Origin of the sequence: Corynebacterium jeikeium (assembly GCA_003955985.1) — a bacterium.
Classification (GTDB): domain Bacteria; phylum Actinomycetota; class Actinomycetes; order Mycobacteriales; family Mycobacteriaceae; genus Corynebacterium; species Corynebacterium jeikeium_D.
The window spans coordinates 1,771,018-1,791,137 of sequence record CP033784.1; the positions used below are offsets into that span (position 1 = coordinate 1,771,018).

At 60.1% G+C, this 20,120-nt stretch carries 17 protein-coding genes and 2 tRNA genes; 6 read left to right on the forward strand and 13 right to left on the reverse strand.

Annotated elements, in window-relative coordinates; genetic code table 11:
- Nucleotides 1-12: 12 nt before the first annotated feature.
- Nucleotides 13-1,146 (reverse strand): threonine-phosphate decarboxylase, encoded by a 1,134-nt coding sequence (locus EGX79_07730; GenBank protein AYX82085.1) that lies wholly within the window; start codon nucleotides 1,144-1,146, stop codon nucleotides 13-15.
- Between the two features lie 35 nt (nucleotides 1,147-1,181).
- On the opposite strand from EGX79_07730, the gene EGX79_07735 reads away from it, so the two are divergent.
- Nucleotides 1,182-1,862 (forward strand): HAD family hydrolase, encoded by a 681-nt coding sequence (locus tag EGX79_07735; protein AYX82086.1) that lies wholly within the window; start codon nucleotides 1,182-1,184, stop codon nucleotides 1,860-1,862.
- A 62-nt stretch (nucleotides 1,863-1,924) separates the two neighbouring features.
- The gene (locus tag EGX79_07740; GenBank protein AYX82087.1) at nucleotides 1,925-2,434 is read left to right on the forward strand and encodes a low molecular weight phosphotyrosine protein phosphatase; all 510 of its coding nucleotides are present in this window, start codon (nucleotides 1,925-1,927) and stop codon (nucleotides 2,432-2,434) included.
- Here the strand turns inward: EGX79_07740 and EGX79_07745 are convergent.
- Nucleotides 2,431-3,012: a GtrA family protein gene (locus EGX79_07745; GenBank protein ID AYX82088.1), complete on the reverse strand. Its 582-nt coding sequence runs from the start codon at nucleotides 3,010-3,012 to the stop codon at nucleotides 2,431-2,433. The two genes, EGX79_07740 and EGX79_07745, sit on opposite strands and share 4 nt — an antisense overlap.
- A 260-nt stretch (nucleotides 3,013-3,272) precedes the next feature.
- On the opposite strand from EGX79_07745, the gene EGX79_07750 reads away from it, so the two are divergent.
- Entirely contained in the window at nucleotides 3,273-4,259 is a 987-nt protein-coding gene (locus EGX79_07750) for a hypothetical protein (protein ID AYX82089.1), read from the forward strand.
- Here the strand turns inward: EGX79_07750 and EGX79_07755 are convergent.
- The 4 genes from EGX79_07755 to EGX79_07770 all read right to left on the reverse strand — a co-directional run bounded on the left by EGX79_07755 (nucleotide 4,256) and on the right by EGX79_07770 (nucleotide 6,499).
- Entirely contained in the window at nucleotides 4,256-5,167 is a 912-nt protein-coding gene (locus tag EGX79_07755) for a cobalamin biosynthesis protein (GenBank protein AYX82769.1), read from the reverse strand. The two genes, EGX79_07750 and EGX79_07755, sit on opposite strands and share 4 nt — an antisense overlap.
- Before the next feature lie 49 nt (nucleotides 5,168-5,216).
- The gene (locus EGX79_07760; GenBank protein ID AYX82090.1) at nucleotides 5,217-5,846 is read right to left on the reverse strand and encodes a hypothetical protein; all 630 of its coding nucleotides are present in this window, start codon (nucleotides 5,844-5,846) and stop codon (nucleotides 5,217-5,219) included.
- Nucleotides 5,847-5,893: 47 nt separating this feature from the next.
- Nucleotides 5,894-5,965 (reverse strand) — tRNA-Val (locus tag EGX79_07765).
- Between the two features lie 123 nt (nucleotides 5,966-6,088).
- On the reverse strand, nucleotides 6,089-6,499 hold the full coding sequence (locus EGX79_07770; GenBank protein AYX82091.1) for a DUF3052 domain-containing protein: 411 nt from the start codon (nucleotides 6,497-6,499) through the stop codon (nucleotides 6,089-6,091).
- Between the two features lie 276 nt (nucleotides 6,500-6,775).
- Here EGX79_07770 and aceE point away from each other — a divergent pair, with 276 nt between their 5' ends.
- A complete protein-coding gene (aceE, locus tag EGX79_07775) occupies nucleotides 6,776-9,532 on the forward strand; it encodes a pyruvate dehydrogenase (acetyl-transferring), homodimeric type (GenBank protein AYX82092.1) in 2,757 nt (918 codons plus the stop codon).
- A complete protein-coding gene (locus EGX79_07780) occupies nucleotides 9,532-9,897 on the forward strand; it encodes an acyl carrier protein (GenBank protein AYX82093.1) in 366 nt (121 codons plus the stop codon). Before aceE ends, EGX79_07780 begins: the two co-directional genes overlap by 1 nt.
- On the opposite strand, the gene EGX79_07785 is transcribed toward EGX79_07780, so the two are convergent.
- The 4 genes from EGX79_07785 to EGX79_07800 all read right to left on the reverse strand — a co-directional run bounded on the left by EGX79_07785 (nucleotide 9,873) and on the right by EGX79_07800 (nucleotide 14,972).
- Nucleotides 9,873-10,496, reverse strand: a complete 624-nt coding sequence (locus EGX79_07785) for a DUF3145 family protein (protein AYX82094.1) — start codon at nucleotides 10,494-10,496, stop codon at nucleotides 9,873-9,875. The genes EGX79_07780 and EGX79_07785 overlap by 25 nt on opposite strands.
- Before the next feature lie 267 nt (nucleotides 10,497-10,763).
- A complete protein-coding gene (locus EGX79_07790; GenBank protein ID AYX82095.1) occupies nucleotides 10,764-11,618 on the reverse strand; it encodes a class A beta-lactamase-related serine hydrolase in 855 nt (284 codons plus the stop codon).
- Between the two features lie 10 nt (nucleotides 11,619-11,628).
- Entirely contained in the window at nucleotides 11,629-13,011 is a 1,383-nt protein-coding gene (locus EGX79_07795) for a dicarboxylate/amino acid:cation symporter (GenBank protein ID AYX82096.1), read from the reverse strand.
- A 317-nt stretch (nucleotides 13,012-13,328) separates the two neighbouring features.
- Nucleotides 13,329-14,972 (reverse strand): DHA2 family efflux MFS transporter permease subunit, encoded by a 1,644-nt coding sequence (locus EGX79_07800; protein ID AYX82097.1) that lies wholly within the window; start codon nucleotides 14,970-14,972, stop codon nucleotides 13,329-13,331.
- Nucleotides 14,973-15,253: 281 nt separating this feature from the next.
- Between EGX79_07800 and EGX79_07805 the strand changes: the two genes are divergently transcribed.
- Nucleotides 15,254-15,330: transfer RNA gene (locus EGX79_07805), tRNA-Met, on the forward strand.
- A gap of 301 nt (nucleotides 15,331-15,631) precedes the next feature.
- On the opposite strand, the gene EGX79_07810 is transcribed toward EGX79_07805, so the two are convergent.
- From EGX79_07810 to EGX79_07820, 3 genes are all read right to left on the reverse strand, one after another.
- Nucleotides 15,632-17,362 carry an ABC transporter ATP-binding protein gene (locus EGX79_07810; protein ID AYX82098.1) on the reverse strand — a complete coding sequence of 577 codons (1,731 nt, stop codon included), beginning with the start codon at nucleotides 17,360-17,362 and terminating at the stop codon, nucleotides 15,632-15,634.
- Entirely contained in the window at nucleotides 17,323-19,119 is a 1,797-nt protein-coding gene (locus tag EGX79_07815) for an ABC transporter ATP-binding protein (protein ID AYX82099.1), read from the reverse strand. The genes EGX79_07810 and EGX79_07815 overlap by 40 nt, the downstream gene beginning before the upstream one ends.
- Nucleotides 19,120-19,508: 389 nt before the next feature.
- Nucleotides 19,509-20,081, reverse strand: a complete 573-nt coding sequence (locus EGX79_07820; protein AYX82100.1) for a thymidine kinase — start codon at nucleotides 20,079-20,081, stop codon at nucleotides 19,509-19,511.
- Nucleotides 20,082-20,120 lie beyond the last annotated feature (39 nt).

Below are 20,120 nucleotides of genomic sequence, written 5' to 3' on the forward strand. Positions count from 1 at the left end.
TGCCCCGCCCCATCAGTTCTGCGACAGCAAATCCGATACTTCCGCAATAAGCCGCCGCACACTCGTCTCGTCCCGCACAGCCAGCCGCCACCACGAACCGTCCAAACCGGCGAAGGTGTCGCAACGCCGCACGGCTACTCCGCGCGCAGCGAGCCGCTGTCTCAGGCGCTCGTGCTTGACGACGTCAACCTCCGCAGCGCCCGGACCATCATGCGTGCTCAGGGCAACCCCCGGGCGTGCCAGCACAAAGGGAGCCTTGGAATCCAACACCTGCCAGCCGGCGGCTACTAACAGCTGTGTCATAGCCTCGCGCTGCTGACCAATCTCAGCGCGGATTTGTGGCAACAGCTCTGCCTCGCGACACGCGATTGCCGCCATAGCGGTAAGTTGCAGCGTGCCCAGTGGCCAGTGCGGACGCAGTCGCCCCAACTTCGCCAGGAGCTCAGGGGTTCCCAGTGCGTAACCACAGCGCAGGCCTGCGATTGCCCAGGTCTTAGTCATGCTGCGGAAAACGATGACATTATCGGGGATGCTGTTCGCTTCCCCCGGCCTGCAATCAGCTAGTGAGCACCGCCGAATAATCTCACCATCGGCGACGTCCATAAATGCCTCATCCACGACCAAGATCCCACAACGGCTGGCGAGCCCCCGCAGGTCATCCGCTGAATGAGCAACACCGGTGGGGTTAGTCGGATTGCCGATGATGACCATCCGACCGTCAAGCTGCTGGGAATGCGGGGAGGAGGCGTTCTCGTGGACGTCGGCAAGCGTAGGCGTGAGCGTGTACGGCGACGGCAGTACCAGCGAATCCACCCCGACTCCCGCGGCGTGGAACGCGGCTTCAGGTTCGGTGAACTGCGGCTGGACAATGGTGGCGGACAAGCCCAGGTGCGGCAAGAGCGAAAAGCCCTCGGCGACGCCGTGGAGAAGCAGTACCTCGTCGGCGCTGCGATTGTGGTTGGCGGCAATGGCAGCGCGGACGTCGGCATCGAGCTGCGCAGACGGATACGCGGCAAGTTCTCCGAGGGACGTGGCAAGCGAGTCCTGCAGCCACTGCGGTGTGGTGCCGTGAACATTGACGGCAAAGTCCAGGTCAGCGCCATGGGCGGCCTGATCGCCGTGATAGCGCAGCGGGTCGTCTAACATGCCATCCAGCCTAATGACCTTTTAGGATGAACAATATGTCCACTGGCCATCGCCCCACTGTCCTTATTGATGTCGACGGCACCATCGCCGATTCTCTCCCCGCAATCGCACATGGGTTCCGCCTTGCATTGAAGGCAATTGACCACCCACTTCCGCCCGAGAGCTTTATCAACACGATCCCCGGCCCGCCAATGGTGGAGACACTCGCATCCCTCGGACTTTCCGACGAACAAGTCGACCGAGCCTTCGCTGTGTACATGGAGCATCAACACGCCGGTGCTTGGCAGCGTGCCGAGATGTTCCCCGGCTGGCCGGAGCTCCTGCGCGATTGGCGGGCAGCTGGTGTCCAACTAGCCACTGCGACGTCCAAGGGCGAGTACTTCGCCCGTAAAACCTTGGACAATTTCGGAGTTCTCGACGCCCTTGACTTCATCGGCGCCGCCAGCGACGACGGCTCACGACAGACAAAGACTGAGGTCATTGAGTACACGCTCAAGGAGTTGGGCATTGAAACCGATGAAGCAGTGCGTCCGCACGGTTCGGTCGTAATGGTTGGCGATCGCATCCATGATTTTGAGGGCGCCGCACAGTTCGGCATCCCCGCCATCGCTGTTAAATGGGGCTACGGCTCGGAATCTGAGTGGGCATCGGCAGCGGCGGTGGCGTCCTCGCCTGAGGACCTGAATCGTGTTGTGCGGGAAATGTTGTATCTTTAAGACTCGTCAACGATTAGTGACAATCCTATTTTTATTTTCCGAGAAGTTTGGTTTTGCCTATTATGCTTATGAACTCGTCGCATCGTACTGAGTCCGTGTACGTCGTGTTTGTCTGCTCCGGAAATATCTGCCGCTCCCCCATGGCTGAAATCATCGTCCGTGACGCGGTTGAAGCCAATGCGCTTGCCGACGATGTCCTGCTCGCCTCCTGCGGAATCGGCGGCTGGCATGTCGGCGAACCCGCCGACGAGCGAGCACAAGCCGAGCTGGAAAATGCTGGCTACGATCCGAACCACACCGCGGCACAGCTGGGCGATGAGCACATGGATGCAACGCTTTTCATCGCCATGGATGAATCGCACATCAATGGTCTACTCCACGCTGGCGTGCCAAAAGAGAAGATTCGCCTGATGCGCTCCTTCGACCCGGCATCCCCGAAGGGGGCCGTCGTGGCCGATCCTTACTACGGAGGTCCGGAGGGATTCGTCCGCACTCGAAACGAAATTGAGGCCGCGACGCCGGGAATCATCGCATGGTTGCGTGAGACTCTGGCGCTGGCCTCTGAGCGCTAAGGTTTCAAAACAACCTTTTCTTTTGTTTTGCTGGCATTGCCCCGGTTTCGAAACGCCCAAATCTTATTCAAGATGAAGTTAGCGGGCGTGCCCAAAATAACGCCGATAAGGTTTGCCCAGTAGAGGCGGTTTCTAAAGCCGGTGGAGTCGTCGAAAATATCCACCGGCAGTGCCAGCGGCGAGGTGGGGTTAGTCAGCAGCGTGATGACTACCAGGTTCACAATCAGCGCTGAGATACCTGCAAATAAAAATGGGAAGAACTGCCTAAACCAGTTCGGGCGATTGTCAGTTCGGAAAGTCCAGGACCGGTTGAGCTGGAAGTTCCAGATGTTAGCCACGACAAACGCCAGAGTTGCATAGACGTGGGAGTAACGGATATTCCACCGCGTTCCGAACAAGTTCATAAACACGTCGTGCTCATTGGTGCCCAGACTGAGACCCAACTTGCGGGCAATAATCACGACAATCAGGTTGACAACCACACCTGTGCCGCCGACCAGACCGAACTTGATGAACTGGCGCGAGACTGTGCTGAAGCGGCGTGAAGGCGAAGATTTCGCTGTTTGCGTGCCCACCACGACACCTCTCTTTCCATCTATCCCGGGTAGATTCCCCGTCAAATACGCTCAAACAACTTTACCCGAAGTTCACTCAATCTCCGCGCAGGTGAATCGTTGTGAAAGCGAGATTTCCCTCACGGCAATCAGCCTTTTCCTCCCCCTCATCGCCTCATCAGCACTGTGCTCATTTGGTATGCACTTTTAAAACAGGTGCCACTGCCCACCCGCCGCAACAGTGCCATCCGCTCTAGTGCCAGCCACAGCACCGGGTAAGCTCAATGAATGTGTTTAAGAATGTGCGCCAGTTTCTGACCCCTGGATGGGTTCTCACTGCGATTGTCGCCATTGCGTTTTCCTATCTCGCATTTACTGTTCTGGCTCCGTGGCAGTTGGGTAAGAACACCGCGACGCAGCATCGCAATCAGCAGCTTGAGCACTCATTCGAGCTCGACCCCGTAGATGTCAATGAGCTAATGCCCAAGGGCAAAGGCTTCGTCGAGGGCAACGAATGGCGTCGCGTTACCGCCACCGGGTCCTTCCTGCCGGATACCCGCGTACTATTGCGTAACCGCCCAGTAAATGGCGCACCCGCTGTCCAGGTACTCGATGTCTTCGTCGCTAACAATGGCGAAAACTACCTGGTCAACCGTGGCTTTGTACGCCCTACAGACTCCAGCACCCCCAATGTTGAGCCAGCCCCGAAGGGCACCTTGACTATCTCGGCCTTTACCCGCCGAAACGAGATTCCCGCCGAGACCGCTCCAATCGCCGGCACCCCGCCGCAGGTCTACGGAATCAATACCAAGGAAGTGTCCGAGCTAGTCGACACCGAACTCAACCCCGATTGGCTTCAGCTCTCGGACAAATCCGATGCCGTCATCGAGGCCATTCCGCTGCCCACTCTGGAGTCCGGCCCCTACCTCTCCTACGGCATTCAATGGATTTTCTTCGGCGCTCTCGTGCCGCTTGCCGTCGTCTGGTTCATTCGCGCTGAAATCGTCGAGCGCAGACGAGACCGCGCGGAGCAGGAGGAGATGGCCAAGAACCTCCGCGACGCCGAAGCCGCGGAACCAGTAGATGACGCTGATGCCACCGAGGCCGCAACACCCGAATCGGACGACGACGCCACTCCGACGCCTCCGCCGGCTAAGTCCGACGAGGATCGCGCCGCCGAGCTGCACCGTCAGCGCATGGCGCAACGCTACGGCAACACTGGCCACCGCGCCGCAGGTTATCGCGATAACCGATACGACGAGCGTTTCTAACTCTCAGCTCGCGCTTTCACGCGTCGGATACATCCGGCAATTACTGCTGCTCCGGCGCAGCTGAGCGCAACAATGTTTTGCACTCGCTTGCTCAGCCCTGCGGCACGCCGCACATCGGCCACCGCAGGCCTCCGACCACTGCCAAGCACCGGGCGCATCTCCACTCCGCTGGGATACACCGTCGCGCCGCCCAGCTGCAGCCCCAGCGCGCCTGCAGCGCTTGCCTCCACGACGCCCGCGTTTGGACTTGGGTGGTTGCCGGCGTCTCGTCGCCACGCTACCAATGCTTGACGACGGTCCGGACCTGCAACCACAGTTGCGACAGCTGTAAGTCTCGCGGGGAAGAACCCGGCGACGTCGTCAAGCCGTGCACTGGCCCACCCGAACTGTCGATAGCGAGCGTTGCGGTACCCCACCATCGCGTCGAGGGTATTAGCCGCTCGATGAGCGACCACACCAGGAGCGCCTGCAATGGCACCCCACATGAGAGTGCCGGTGACTGCGTCGGAGGTATTTTCAGCGAGCGATTCGACGGTCGCTCGGGCGATGCCATCAGCGTCGAGAGCTTCCGGATCACGCGAACACAACCACGGCACAAGTTCGCGGGCGGCATCGATGTCGCCGGAGGTGAGTCGGTCAGTCATGCGCTCGCCAGTACGGCGGAGAGTGGTGCCGCCGAGCGAAGCCCACGTGGCGGCAGCCAGCGTGAGACTCGGTGCGACTGTGCTGACTGCGGCGGTAAGCGCTACCGGTGTGGCCACGGCGATTGCGGTGAACGCCACTCCGCGCGCTTTGGAGTCGGCGTAGATTCGGCGCTCAAGTTTGCTGACGGCCTGCCCGTAGAGGGCCACCGGATGGTGATTGGTGGGGTCTGCGAAAATGCGGTCAAGTGCATACCCCACTGCGATAGCCGCACCACGCCGCCAGAGGTGTCGACTTCTGGCATGTGTACGCAATCTAATCAAACTGTCCCTGCAGAACGGCTGCGACATCGAGCGGAGTGACATGCGCTGCCGGATGGCGGTGCTGCGATGCAGCCATCAAGGTGTAATCACAAGTGTGCCGGATACCGAGCAAGTGCCCAAACTCGTGGGCAAGAGTGCTGCGAATTGCATCGGGATAGAGAGTGGAAGTAACGAAAACCGTCATCTCCTTACTAATTTCCGATGCAGAAGCTAAGACTCGCGAGTCCGGCCTTGGCACATAGCGAACGTTCACAGTATCCGAATCAGCCTTGTCCTTGGTCACTTCCCGAAGCACTACCTTGCCACCGAGCTTTTCATTCCACTCTTGAGTAGCAGCATCTAGCTGTGCGCGGTACGGAAAATCCGGGGCAACAACGTAATCCAAAGTGCCGTCGGCAATGTAGGAAGGCATCTGATCCGAGAGATGGAGAATCGACGGATTATCCACCGGCTCTCCCGCATCTGCAGCCTTGACCATTGCTTTACAGGTGGCCGAATCGATTATCGGTTTACCATCCCCGCCGATTGCGTAGGCGGGAGCGCCCGCGAGCAGAGATCCGACAAAAACAATGGTGGCAAGCGATTTTGTAAAACGCACAGACCGGAAGTTTAGCACAAACAAAATCCGCCCGGATTCTCCATTACAAGAATCCGGGCGGATTATGTCTGTGCGGCGAGAGGGTTTCGAACCCCCGACCGCTGGTGTGTAAAACCAGAGCTCTACCGCTGAGCTATCGCCGCGCTGCTGCGAAACTCTAACACACGGCAAACATAGATTGCCAATTGCGCACTACAAACAGCGTTTATGTAGATTGTTTCAACAGCTCAGCTAGTAGCCGATTCAAACGAGACAGCTAAAGCCGGCTAACTAGAGCGCTGCACCAGGCAATTGCCCTGCCAATCCCCCAGCCGGAGCGCCGAGGTGTTGGAGAAACCTGCCAGCTGTGCGGACTCGTCAATCACGCCAGGATCAATGGCACCCGGCTGACCAGCGCCCGGCGTGAGTAGCCAAACGCGACCTTCATCCTCCAAAGGGCGGGAAGCATCCACAAGACCATCGACCAAGTCGCCGTCTTCTTCACGCCACCACAGCAATACGACGTCGACAACTTCATCCGTGTCTTCGTCGAGCAGGTCTGCATCCAGGAAATTCTCGACCGACTCACTGATTGCTGAGTCACAGTCTGTATCCCAGCCAACCTCCTGGACTAGCTGACCTTCCTTGATGCCGAGCCTGCTCGCATATTCATGAGCAGCGCCTGTGGCGTTGACCACTTCCCTTTTCCTCCTCTAGAAAAACTATTCAGCTCGATTTTTCGAACTATGTGCAGGAATTTTACCGCTCAAATACATTTTTCACAGCTGCAAAATAAGAATTTCCCCAAAAAGGTGCAGTTTTCGCAGTGTTCTTCGCAATGTTCGTCGTAAAGCCAAGCGGATTATTCAGTGAAAGCGTGTGTAAGAAACGGCTGGGGGCACAACAAACGATTCAGAAGTAGAGTGGAGAAAAATAACCTTTGCCTTTCCTTCAGGGACTGAAAGGAGCTCACAATGTCCGATACATCGTCAGGTACGCCACAAGCCCACTCTGATGAGTCAAATTTTGCCCTTATCCGTGATGGGGTCGCCTCCTATCTCACGGATGCAGATCCTGAAGAGACCAAGGAGTGGCTTGAGTCTCTCGACGGCCTGCTGGAAGAGGCAGGTCCGGAACGCGCACGCTTCCTCATGCTGCGGCTGCTGGAACGTGCCACGGCAAAGCGCGTGGCCCTACCGCCGCTGACCTCGACAGACCTCGTCAACACCATCCCGACTGAGATGGAGCCAGAATTCCCAGGCGATGAGGACATTGAGCGCCGCTACCGCAAGTGGATCCGCTGGAATGCGGCAATTATGGTCCATCGCGCACAGCGTCCAGGTATCGGCGTGGGCGGACATATCTCCACCTATGCGGGTGCCGCACCGCTTTACGAGGTCGGCTTTAACCACTTCTTCCGCGGCAAGGACCACCCAGGCGGCGGTGACCACGTCTTCTTCCAGGGCCACGCTTCGCCGGGCATGTACGCCCGTGCATTCCTAGAGGGGCGCCTGACCGAAGAGGACCTCGACGGTTTCCGTCAGGAAGTCTCCCTCGGTGAGGGCAATGGCCTTCCCTCCTACCCGCACCCGCATGGCATGCCGGAGTTCTGGGAGTTCCCGACGGTGTCTATGGGGCTGGGACCAATTAACGCTATCTACCAGGCCCGTTTTAACCGCTATCTCCACGACCGCGGCATCAAGGACACTTCCCAGCAGCACGTTTGGGCCTTCCTCGGTGACGGCGAAATGGACGAGCCGGAATCCCGTGGTGCCATTCAGCATGCGGCGCTGAACAACCTGGACAACCTGACATTCGTCATTAACTGCAACCTGCAACGTCTCGACGGTCCGGTGCGCGGTAACACCAGCATCATCCAAGAGTTGGAGTCGTTCTTCCGCGGCGCTGGTTGGAATGTCATCAAGGTCGTTTGGGGCCGCGAATGGGACGAGCTCTTCGCCAAGGACAAGGACGGCGCACTAGTCGACCTGATGAATAAGTTCTGCGATGGCGATTACCAGACGCTGAAGGCTAACAACGGCGCTTGGGTGCGAGAGCACTTCTTCGGCCGTGACCCGCGCACTGCCAAGCTGGTCGAGGACATGACCGACGAGGAGATTTGGAACCTCCGTCGCGGTGGCCACGACTACCGCAAGATTTACGCTGCCTACAAGAAGGCCTTGGAGACCAAGGATCAGCCGACTGTCATCCTGGCGCACACGGTTAAGGGCTATGGCCTTGGCCACAACTTCGAGGGCCGCAACGCGACCCACCAGATGAAGAAGCTAGCACTCGACGACCTGAAGCTTTTCCGCGATAACCAGCGCATTCCAATCTCCGACGAGGAGCTGGAGAAGGATCCCTACCTGCCGCCGTACTACAACCCGGGCCCGGAGTCCGAGGAAGTGCAGTACATGCTGGAGCGGCGTAAGGAGCTCGGCGGTTTCGTGCCGGAGCGCCGCACTAGCTACGAGCCTCTGACAGTGCCAAAGCCTGAGAGCCTGAAGAACCTGCTCAAGGGATCAGGTAAGCAGAAGGTTGCCACCACTATGGCGACGGTGCGTGTTTTCAGGGACCTGATGCGCGATAAAGAACTCAAGGACCGCTTCGTGCCCATCATCCCTGATGAGGCCCGTACTTTCGGCATGGACTCCTGGTTCCCGACGCTGAAGATTTACAACCCGCACGGCCAGAATTACACTCCGGTCGACCATGAGCTGATGCTGTCCTACAAGGAAGCGAAGGACGGCCAGATTCTGCACGAGGGCATCTCCGAGGCGGGCTCTGTGGGCTCGTTTACCGCTGTCGGCTCAGCGTACGCCACCCATGGCGTGGCCATGATTCCGCTCTACATCTTCTACTCGATGTTCGGTTTCCAGCGCACGGCTGACTCCATTTGGGCCGCTGGTGACCAGATGTCCCGTGGCTTCCTGCTCGGCGCTACAGCTGGTCGCACGACGCTGACCGGTGAAGGCCTGCAGCACATGGACGGTCACTCCCAGCTGCTGGCGGCTACGAACCCGTCTGTGGTCTCCTACGACCCGGCGTTTGCCTACGAGATTGCCTACATCGTCTGCGACGGTATCGACCGCATGTACGGGCCAGAGCGCGGCGAAGATATCATCTACTACCTGACTATCTACAATGAGCCGACTTCGCAGCCGGCCGTCCCGGAAGACCTCGATGTCGAGGGGCTGCTTGGCGGTATCTACCGCTTCCGCAAGGCTGAGGGCGACAAGCATGTCAACCTGCTGGCTTCCGGCATTGGCATGCAGGAGGCGCTGCGCGCCGCGGACATCCTGGAAGACTACGGCGTGGCTTCCTCGATTTACTCGGTGACATCGTGGAATGAGCTGGCCCGCGATGGGCACGAGCGTGACACTGAGCGTCTACACAACCCGACTGAAGAGGTCGACGACGCCTTCGTTACCCGCCAGCTGTCCGACACCGATGGGCCGTTCATCGCAGTGACCGACTTCCAGCGTGCGGTCCCGGAGCAGATTCGCAAGTGGGTTCCGGGTGACTACACCGTCCTCGGCACCGACGGCTACGGCTTCTCGGATACCCGTCCGGCCGCTCGCCGCTACTTCAACTCCGACGGCGAGTCAGTCGCTGTTGCGGCCCTGTCCGCACTGGCACGCGCTGGCAAGCTCGACATGGATGTCGCCCAGGAAGCCGCTGAAGAGCTGCAGATTACCGACCCAACTGCAACCATCCAGGACGCTGAATAATGACCTCAAGCCTTGGAGATCAGCTCAGCGCCCTACTGGGCACACAGGTCACCGGCGCCGGTGACGCTGGCGATGCCTCACCTAATGCAGCGAACGGGGGCCCGAAGAAGAGTTCCGCCGACGCTGACCTGCCCGCAGGTCTTCACGGCGAGGTCGCGGCAATCGTCAAAAAGATGGCTAACGACGAGGTGGAGTCCTTAGAGCTCTCCACCCCGCTGACCGACTACGGTTTTGACCGCCTAAGCGTCGTAGAGTTGGCCGTCCGTTGCGAAGAAGAGCTGGGAGCCCGCGTTGAGGACGAGGACATTTCCTCGTTTAAGACCCTCGGCGATGTAGTTGACTACATCGCCGCCCGGCGCGGGTAGAGCTGCAGCACGTTAGCTGCCTCTACCCCACCAAGGTCTGCGTTGCCAGCGGTCGAGTTGCCGCTGGCACTGTCGGTCCCGGCAGGGGTGGACGTCGTAAAGCAGTCTTCGGGGGCGTAGCCTGCCGTCATCATGCGCATCGGCTCTAACACGCGGTCCCACGGCCCACCGATGGCCGCGTCGAGGGCACCTTTGATATCGCCGCCGCGCGCCATGATGGAACGCAGTGCGTCTTCGTTGACCACGATGTTTCCGGCGGCATCGGTCTGTCCGGCGAAAGTCCCCAGCTGCGGGGTATGGCAGTAGCGCATACCGTCGATGGCGTAGCCGTCATCATCCACGGCTGGGTCTTGCGCCAGCTCGAAATAGAGGCGCGGCCACCTAGCCAGGTTGTCCACCAGTGTGGCGATGGTGTCAGCACTTGCAGTGAAAGGCACCTCGGCGCACAAAGTGGCATCCTGGTCGGTCGCACGCCAAATATCCCGGCCTGGCTTAGTGCCATCGGGCATGCTGAGTCGGGCCAGCGCCCACGTGATGTGTGGTTGCAGCGGCCCTGGCATGCTGTGAATCCACAGAACGCCTGAAAGTTGGGTGCGCATAGACGAAGGTCCTCGGAAAAGTTGCGGTCAATTGGTGTAAGACGAGATTCGTCTTCCCCTACGAACTCATCCAACGACACTTGCCACACTGCAGAAAAAGCACTGCGGTAAAACAACACTTCTGAGGTTTGCGTTGCACGTGTTTATGATTGTTATTTCCGAGACGGCTGCTGGCAACCCTCAAGTTGTCCTTAATCCCCCAGATGTGATTTAGCGCTGAGACGAAAAATCGGCGCCGCAAGCGACGCCGACTTAGCTCATATCCCCTTAATCTTCAGCGTGTTCTTCCAGCTCACGCCAGAGTTCATCATTGAAATCCGTCCACAGCGGCTTAGCCCACTCGCCGAAATCTCGGTCGGTCAGCGCGATCGCCGCCCGTCCGGTTGGACGATGCAGCCACAGGAACGTGCCCGCCTGCCCGAAGTGGCCTGCGACATCCTTGGGCATCGAGGCGCCAAACCACAGCCCCTGCTTGGAATCGGGGTGTCCGAAGATCTCAAAACCCAGGCCCCAATCGGCCGGACGTTGCATACCATAGCCAGGCACAACACCATTCAGCCCCGGGAACTGCACCGTCAACGCCTCAGTCACGGTATCGGGATGCAGAAGAGTCGGGGCGAGAATCTCATCGACGAAGGCCATGAGATTAGCGACGCTGCTACGCGCGCCATGCCCTGCCGATCCATCCAGCACGGAATCCGCCATCCCTAGCGGCTCAAACACAGCCTGGCGCAGGTATTCACTAAACGGCATGTCTGCCTCCGCGGCGATTACATCGGCGATGATGTCAAAACCCGCGGAGGAGTAAATACGCCGCTCCCCTGGCTCTTTTTCCAGCTCACGGCTGGCAAACCCCACCCCGCCGGCGTGCGCCAGTAGGTGACGCACAGTCGCGCCGTGACCGGGTGGGGTGAGCTCTTGGGCGAGCTCCACCGCGCCCTCTTCGACGGCCACAAGCATACCCACGGCGGCTAGCAACTTGGTCACACTGGCGAGCTCAAAAACGCGACCGCTATCTCCGTGGGTGTGCCAACTGCCATCATCGGCACGCACGGCAGCCGCGACCGTGTCAACTGGCCACTGATCAACTTGCGCAAGAACAGAGGGCTTCCAAGAAGTCATGTCCTCAAGACTACGCAAGCGTGGCGGACTCGGACTTTTCGGCGGACTCGGACTTCTCAGCAGGCGCGTCTGCAGACTCGTCGTCCGACTCGTCGGCTGGCGACAGGTCGGCGTTGGCGCTGGCGTCCCACTCGTCCTTGTCCCAGATTCCCGCACGCTTTGCGACGACCAACGGGACCACAGCCTGACCGGTGACGTTCACCGCAGTGCGGCCCATATCCACGATCGGCTCGACAGCCAGCAGGAGACCGACGCCGGCGAGTGGCAGGCCAAGGGTCGACAGAGTCAGGGTCAGCATGACAGTAGCGCCGGTGGTGCCAGCAGTTGCTGCCGAACCGATGACGGAGACGAAGATGATGAGCAGGTAGTCCGTGAAGTCCAACGGCACACCGTAGAACTGCGAGACGAAGATAGCCGCGATAGCCGGGTAAATGGCGGCGCAACCATCCATCTTCGTGGTGGCGCCCAGCGGCACGGCGAAGGAGGCGTACTCATCCGGTACTGCCAGACGACGGGAGACAACGCGCTCAGTGACCGGCATGACGCCCATAGACGAACGGGTGAAGAAGCCGAGCGAGGTCACTGGCCAGACGCGACGGAAGAAGTCGATTGGGCTAATGCCATGAATCTTCAGCACAACTGGGTAGACAACTGCGATGACCAGGAACAGGCCAATGTAGATGGCAATGGCGAACTTGCCGAGGCTGCCGAGGGCCTCCCAGCCGTACTCAGCGACAGCGTGGCCGATCAGAGCCGCGGTACCGATCGGTGCCAGGCGGATGACCCACCACAGGACCTTCTGCACGATAGTCAGAAGCGAGCCGGAAAACTCGATGAATGGCTCGGCCTTCGGGCCAACCTTCACTGCAGCGATACCGAATACAATCGCGATGACCAGCAGCTGCAGGACGTTGAAGTTCAGCGAGCCGGATACAGCACCGTCAGATTCGCTGATCTTCACGCCAAGGCCGAGGAAGTTCTGCGGGACGATGCTCTGCAGGAATCCCCACCAGGAGCCCACGGAACTCGGCTCCTGAGCTGCCGAGGCATCCACGCCAGAGTTAACGCCTGGCTTGATGACCAAGCCCAGCACGATGGCGATAACCACCGATACAAAGGATGTAATGGCAAACCAAATCAGCGTCGAAACAGCCAGCTTGGCTGCACCTGCGACCTGACGCAGGTTGGCAATCGACACTACGACTGCGGTGACCACCAGCGGTGGGATGAGCAGCTTCAACAGCGTGACGTAGGTACTGCCGACCTCGTCGAGCGCTGTGCGCAACGAGGAGTCATCGCCAGTACTGCGGGCCATGAAGCCCAAAATGAGACCAATAATCAGGCCATAGACAACTTGGGCACCGAAGCCGGTCGCCCATTTAAATTTATTCACTTTTCCTCCTGGATATTTCTTTCTCTGAAAACACTTGTGCCGCGCCTTATGCCGTCTGACAAATGCGCGCGACGGGATCCGAGGCCGCTGAGCTCAGCCTCGAAGAGACAGGCGCAGCGAGGCGGAAGCTCCGAAGTGTTTAGCGACAGGAGGAAGTGGAGATTCGGCCGTAATCGAGCCAACGCCGCTTTGTGAGCATTTTCATGTTGGTCATTTCTATCTAGCAAGTCCGGTTAAGAGACAAACGATAAGACTGCCACGATTGATGTTGTGACACCAATTTCCAACACGGCCCCTCACCCGAATATTCCACATCGCTAATTCGATTTCTCAGCCTGCCTGCGCAACTGCAGTACCTTCAGCGAGCAGAGGAAGCCAATAGTCAACGCGCCGACAGCGGAATACAGCGCAAACTGCGTGGCATGTGCAAACGCATTTGTCAGCGGCACCAACACACCGTCGGGAGCACCCTGCGCACGCAGACCAATCAGCATCGAGCCAGCGGAATCCTTCAGCCCCTGCCCCATCTGCTCCAGGCCCGGCGACAGCTTCGCGATCTCACGATCCAGCCCAATCGTCAGCGCCATACCACCGAGCGCAGCACCGAGCGCCGAACCAATCTGCCGAATCGTCGACTGCGTTGCCGATGCCTGCCCCGACAGCCGCACCGGAATATCACCAAGCACCAACGAGGTCAGCTGCGCCGATGCCAGACCAAGACCCAGACCGTAGACAATCAATGCAAACACAACCAGCCACAGCGGCAGGTCAACGCGCTCTTCGGCCGCCAACTGCAGCGAACCAAAGACCTCGAGACCAAGGCCCACAATCACCACACCGGCCGGGGTAATCCGAGCTGCCAGATGACGCGCCATGGCACCTGCGAAGAACGCACCGAGAGCCATTGCTGCCAGGACCAGGCCGGTTGCGATCGTCGATAAGCCAATCGCCGACACCAGGTAGAGCGGCAGCACGAAGACCAGCGCGAACTCACCCACCGCGACAAGCATCGCCGTGGTATTCCCCCAGCTGAACGTGGCGTAGGAGAACATCGACACGTCCAACAGCGCAGGATCCGCGTTCTTCCGACGACTGTTTTCCCACAGCACGAAAGCGACAAGCACCACCGCACCAACTAAGAGCGTGACGACGGGTGCGGAGGGAAAAGCAAACCCTATCTTGGCGCCTTGAATGATGCCGAAGACCACGGCACCAAAGCCAATTCCAGACAACACCAGGCCAAGGACATCGAAGCGACCCGCGCCATTGGTATCGCCTGCGGTGTTCGGCACCCAGCGCAGCGCAAGGACGAAAAGCACGACGGCGATGGGCACGTTGACCCAGAAGATAGCTTCCCAACCAGCAAACTGCGTAAGCACGCCACCCAGGAGTGGGCCGACTGCTGCAGCACCAGACATGACCGCACCCCAGATGCCGAATGCGGTGGCACGATCTTTATCACGGAATAGTGCGTTCACGCTGGACAGTGTTGATGGCAGAATGCACGCGCCACCAATGCCTTGGATGACGCGGGCAATGACCAGTGGCGCCAAGGCTGTGGAAAGTGCGGCCACGACGGAGCCGACCGTGAAGATGACCAGACCGACGAGAAAAAGCGTTCGACGGCCGAAGCGGTCGCCAGCTCGGCCAGAGGTCAGGAGTAGTGCGGCGAAAACGACCGAGTAGATCGTGGTAATCCACTGCGCGCCCACGATGTCAAGGCCCAGCTCCGAAATGATGGTCGGCAATGAAACACCAACGATGGTGCCGTCCAGGACAATCATGCCGAGGCCAACCGCGAGCACGAGCAACCCCCACCACCGCTGTGGCGAGGCCCCGAACTCAGCAATCTGATCCTCGTTGGCGATTGCCATGACGGGGGTGCCCTTCGCTTTCGCTGTGGCACCGGTTTGTGCGTCGACTGAGACGTCGGCGCTGCTCAAGGAAGGTTTTGTACTCATAGGATTAATGCTAGAAGTGTCCAAGCACTGATTCATCAACCGAAAGTCGTAACTTTGCGGGGGCTTTGGTTCGTTGAGGATGGGGAGGCAGCTTGCTTCATCCCGCCCGGGAGATGAGGTCATTGAGAACGAGGGACAGATTCATTGGGCCTGTGTAACTGCTCCCAGAGTCGCTGGCTATAGGGCTTTTATCACCGCACGGTGGCAGATTGCTATGATGCTATGAGGTTTTGGGCATTGGTTCATAGTGCTTAATTACCACTTCACAGTGCCAAATCCTTGCCCCTATAGCTCAGTCGGTTAGAGCAGAGGACTCATAATCCTTTTGTCGCAGGTTCGAGCCCTGCTGGGGGCACGATGTGAAGTCTCGCAGCATTCTTGACAGTGTGCTGTGGGACGTTTCCGCTTCCCAGCGCCGATTTTGGGGGCTGCTGTCTCGCAACCTGCTTGCCAAGATGTCTCATGACATTGTTGACACTTTTAGGCGGTGGGGTTACTCCGGCAGGTGGGTGGTGAGCGGCGTGGGGCGAAGTGCTCTATGTTGGTTTTCTTTTGGTAGTTGGCCGTTGGGTCGATGATGTGTCGAGCCCTGGAAGACCGCTCGGTCCCCCATTGCGGGCGTTCGGCACGCCTGACTTGGGTTACCGAGTTAGCTATCACTATCGAGCCCACAGCCGGGCATAGGCCGGCGACGAATCTAGCAAATCCTCATGCGTCCCCGCTGCGGCCACGCGCCCGCCGTCCAACATAACGACCTGATCGGCAGCCGCCAACGTGTGCTCCTGATGCGCGATTACTAGCACTGTCGCCAATCCGCTGAGTTCGCGCAGTGCCTCCTGCACAGCCACGGCGGCGGACGCGTCGAGCGATGAGGTCGCCTCATCCAGCAGTAACACAGGCGCTCGCTTCAACACAGCGCGGGCCACTGACACACGCTGCCGCTCGCCGCCCGAGAGCAGTCTGCCACCTTCACCGACGCGGGTCGCCCACCCTTGTGGCAAGCGATCGACGATCTCGTCGACCCGAGCTATTTTCGCGGCGGCGTTCACCTCGGCGTCCGTGGCTTCTGGACGACCGAGCAACACGTTCGCGCGCAGGGTGTCGTCAAGGAGATAGACGTCCTGGAACACCAACGACGTTGCCCCGAGGACATCGGCACTGGCCATGTCGCGAACATCCACGCCGTCGAGCCGCACGGCCCCTGCGTCCACGTCATGGAAGCGGGCGATCAAGCGAGTGAGCGTGGTCTTGCCCGACCCGGATGGCCCGACGATGGCAGTAACTGATCCCGGCGCAACAGTCAGATTGAGATCATCAAACACCATCGCGTCTCCGTAGCCGAAGCGCACTGCGTCAATCGCAATCTCCGGCGGATGCGTCGGTGCTGGGACTGGCTGCTCGGGTTCCGGTAGCCCCGGCTCGTCTAGCAAATTGACCACCTGGTCGAGTTCACGATCCATGCGGCGCAGCGCCGTGCCGAGTTCAGAAAGTGTGCGGAGGGGGCCCATTACCTGGGTGACGATCAGGATAAGACCGATCATCACGAGCGGGTCCACACCGCCGAGACTGCGCCATACGGCCACGGTGACCACAGCGCCAAAGACCGTCTGTACCACGACACTCTGGACAATCATCGATGCGGCGGAGGCCAGCTGGGCCGACATACCGAGGCGACGTTGTCGGTCAAGTGAAGATGCCAGGGGTGCATAGCCAGAACCTGCCACTCGCGCCCCGCGCAGCGCCGTCTGGTGCTTGGCCAGGTCGAGCAGCGCGGCATCCGTGCGGTGTTCCGCGGTGGTGAGTCGGGCGTCGGCCCGGGCACTCCAGGAGCGAGCCAGCACAGTCGAGGCGTACACGAGCGGGACCCCGACGGCGAGCGAGAGTCCCAGCCGCCAGTCAAGGAAGAAGGTCACGAGCACTAGAGTCAACGGAGTCGCCACGTAACCGATGAGCGGAGCAAGCACGTCGCCGATCGCGGTGGCGACGAACATTGTGCCGCGGACCGAGAGCCGTGAGGCGTTGGCTGCGGACCCGCCATCGAACCACCCCATCGGCAGACGCATGAGCTGCCGCGCCAGTTGGCGATGCATCGACGACATCAGAGACATGGTCAAATCGACGCTCCCGCGCGTGACCCACACCGTGAGTAGGGCATGGACGCCGGCGCAAACCACCATTGCGATCAACCACCAGAGCGTCGAGCTGAAAGTCTCCTGGGCCAGGTGGGCCAGTACTGGGACCAGACATGCCAGTGACAGTCCCTGTGCGACTCCGGCCGCCACAGCCACTGCTGTGAATCGCTGGAGTGTTGAGCGTCCTTCTTGTCCAGCGATCCGTTCAATCTGCGTGATCATCGAGCACCTCCCGTGACGGCGGCCTGGTTGCGCCATAGCGCGGCGTACTGCCCATCGGCGGCGAGCAGGGATTCGTGTTCGCCTTGTTCGACGATTCGCCCTTGGTCGAGGACGACGATCTGGTCTGCGTGGGTGATCGTGCCAAGGCGGTGGGCGATCATGATGACCGTGCGTCCCCGGGTCAGTTCGGCGAGGGCCTGCCCGATCGCGGCCTCATTCTCGGGGTCGATCGCGGAGGTGGCCTCGTCGAGTATGAGCACGTGAGGGTCGGCGAGGATGGCCCGCGCGATGGCCACGCGCTGGGTCTCACCGCCGGAGAGCCGAGCGTCTTCTCCGACAACGCTGCCGTATCCGCGGGGTAGTTCGCGGATCCGCGCGTCGATCGCCGCTAGGGAGGCGGCGTGCTGGATGTCCTCGTCGGTCGCGCCCGGACGCCCGAGCGCGATGTTGTCGCGGATGCTCATGGAAGGCAGGCTCGGGCTTTGCAGCAGGATGCCGACGTGTTGATGGAGCACGTGCGGGTCGATGTCGCGCACGTCGACGTTGCCGATCCGGATCGCACCGGCGTCAACGTCACGGAAGCGGGCGATGAGAGATGCGAGGGTCGATTTGCCCGAGCCAGAGGCCCCGACCAACGCGGTGACCGATCCTTCTCGTGCGGTGAGCGACACCCCATGCAGCACCGGCTCATCTGGCGCGTACCCGAAGGTCACGTTCTCGATCGAGACATCGGTCCCGGCGGGCTCGAGGGGATGTTCAGCCACGAGGAGTTCGGGCTCGTCGAGAAGGGTGATGAGTCGTCCGGCGGCTTCTAGCCCGTCGTTGATGTGTTGTTGCCCGGCCCCGACCGTGAGCAGCGTGGCGGGCAGCGACAGAGCGATCATGGTGACCACGACGACGTCGGCGACATCGCTCCACCCGGCGGCGACCATGGCAGCACCGGGAACGACGACAGTCAGCGCGACGACCGGCAACCCCAGGGCCGTGAGAGCGATGGCGTGGGCACGCATCTGGGGTGTGACAAGCGTGCGGAACTCCGAGGTGAAGTCGTCTGACGCCCTGGTGAAGCGCGCCGAGCCAGTCTCCTCAGCCCCGAACACGCGCAGCACTGCGATCCCATCGACGAACTCGATTACCGCGGCGGAGACCTCGGAGAGCGACTCGGCAATCCGGGCCATGACAGAGCGCATGTCTCCGGGCGCGAGCACGGAGAACAGGACCATGTAGGCCACCGGACTGATCACGCAGCACAGCCCGAGTCGCCAGTCGATGGTCAGTGCGACGATGACGCCGACCACCGGTGTCAGAACCGCCGCGGTGATCTCGACCAGCGCGTGGGCGACAAGGTGGTGGAGGCTCGCGACATCGTCTTGGATTATGCGGCGGACGCGTCCGGAGGAGCTCTGATCGAACCATCCCAGTGGGAGTCGGCTCAGCTTGTCGGCCAGTTGCACGCGCAACTCGGCCTGTAGCCGCAGGTCGACCAGATGGGTGATGAGCAGCGCCAGCGACCCCAGGGCGAGTGCGCCACCGAGTCCACCGATGAACCACCATACTGCTGGCCACACCTTGTCAGTGCCTAGGAGTAGTTCATTGACGATCCGGACCAACGCCAGCAGTGGAATGGCACTGGCCAAGCTCCCGAGCACCTGCAGCAAAAGGGCGACGGCGATGGGGGCGGACACCGGGCGGAGAATGCGCCAGGCGGGTTTCCCCGTGTTCGCACTATCCTCCGTCGGCTGACTTGTCGGCCCCTTGGGCGCCGTGGTGGGTTCGTCAGTCGCGTCCGACACTGCGTTACCTCCTCAGTAGACAACCACTCTTGTTTTATATAAGGCTATCCTAACCTAACTAGTAACGCGTCTGTAAGTACGTCGGTGATTCCGAGGCACCCACAGCCATGAGCGGTGGACAGCCGGTACCGCCGAGGACATCGCGGTGTGACTGAAGAAGCTCAGGTGTCCGTAGAGGTCAAGCCCCGTGTAGGCGCTTTGTGTTTAGAGCACGTATTTGACGACACCATGGTGAGTTTCGAGTAACACCCGAAGCGTTCGGTCTTTGGGCAGGGTTGGAGGTTAAGGGGGCTAGTTCATCGACTGCCGGGGCTATTCCCTTTTTGTCCCTTTTCCTCTTCGCCCGTTTTCTTGTCCCACTCCTAGCTCCCGGGACTACCCTAGGCAGCTCACGCCCACTTCCCCGACATCCGGTTGTAACAGCTGGCGCACAGGGAGATGTACTTCGGCGCTTCGAGTGCCTCAATTTCCACGGTTTCGCCGTCGAGGATAATGCTGCCGTCCGGATTCAACCGTGCAGTAAAGATGGCCTTCTGCCCACAAGTGCAGATTGTCTTAATTTCCTCAATGGTGTGGGCAACTTCGAGCAATCGCTGGGAGCCTGGAAAGGCATGGGTGCGAAAGTCGGTACGCAGGCCGTAGCAGAGCACCGGGGTACCGCGAAGGGTAATGCCCAGCAACTGATCGACCTGGTCAGGGGTAAGAAACTGTGCTTCATCGATGATAAGGCAATCGTGGCCGTCGGCAAGCGAGGAGAGGTCATCGCCGTCGTGGATGAGGTGCGCGCGTTCCGCGATTCCGATGCGGGAGTGCACGTCACCATCAGCCAAAGTATCCACGGCCGGCTTGGCGATCAACGGTCGCATGTCGCGCTCGCGGTAGTTGTGGGCGACGCGGAGGACCTCGATGGATTTTCCGCTGTTCATGGTTCCGTAGCGGAAGTACAGTTTTGCCATAGCCATCGATTGTAGGGCATCGATTCGCGGGCTCTGACGGCTGTA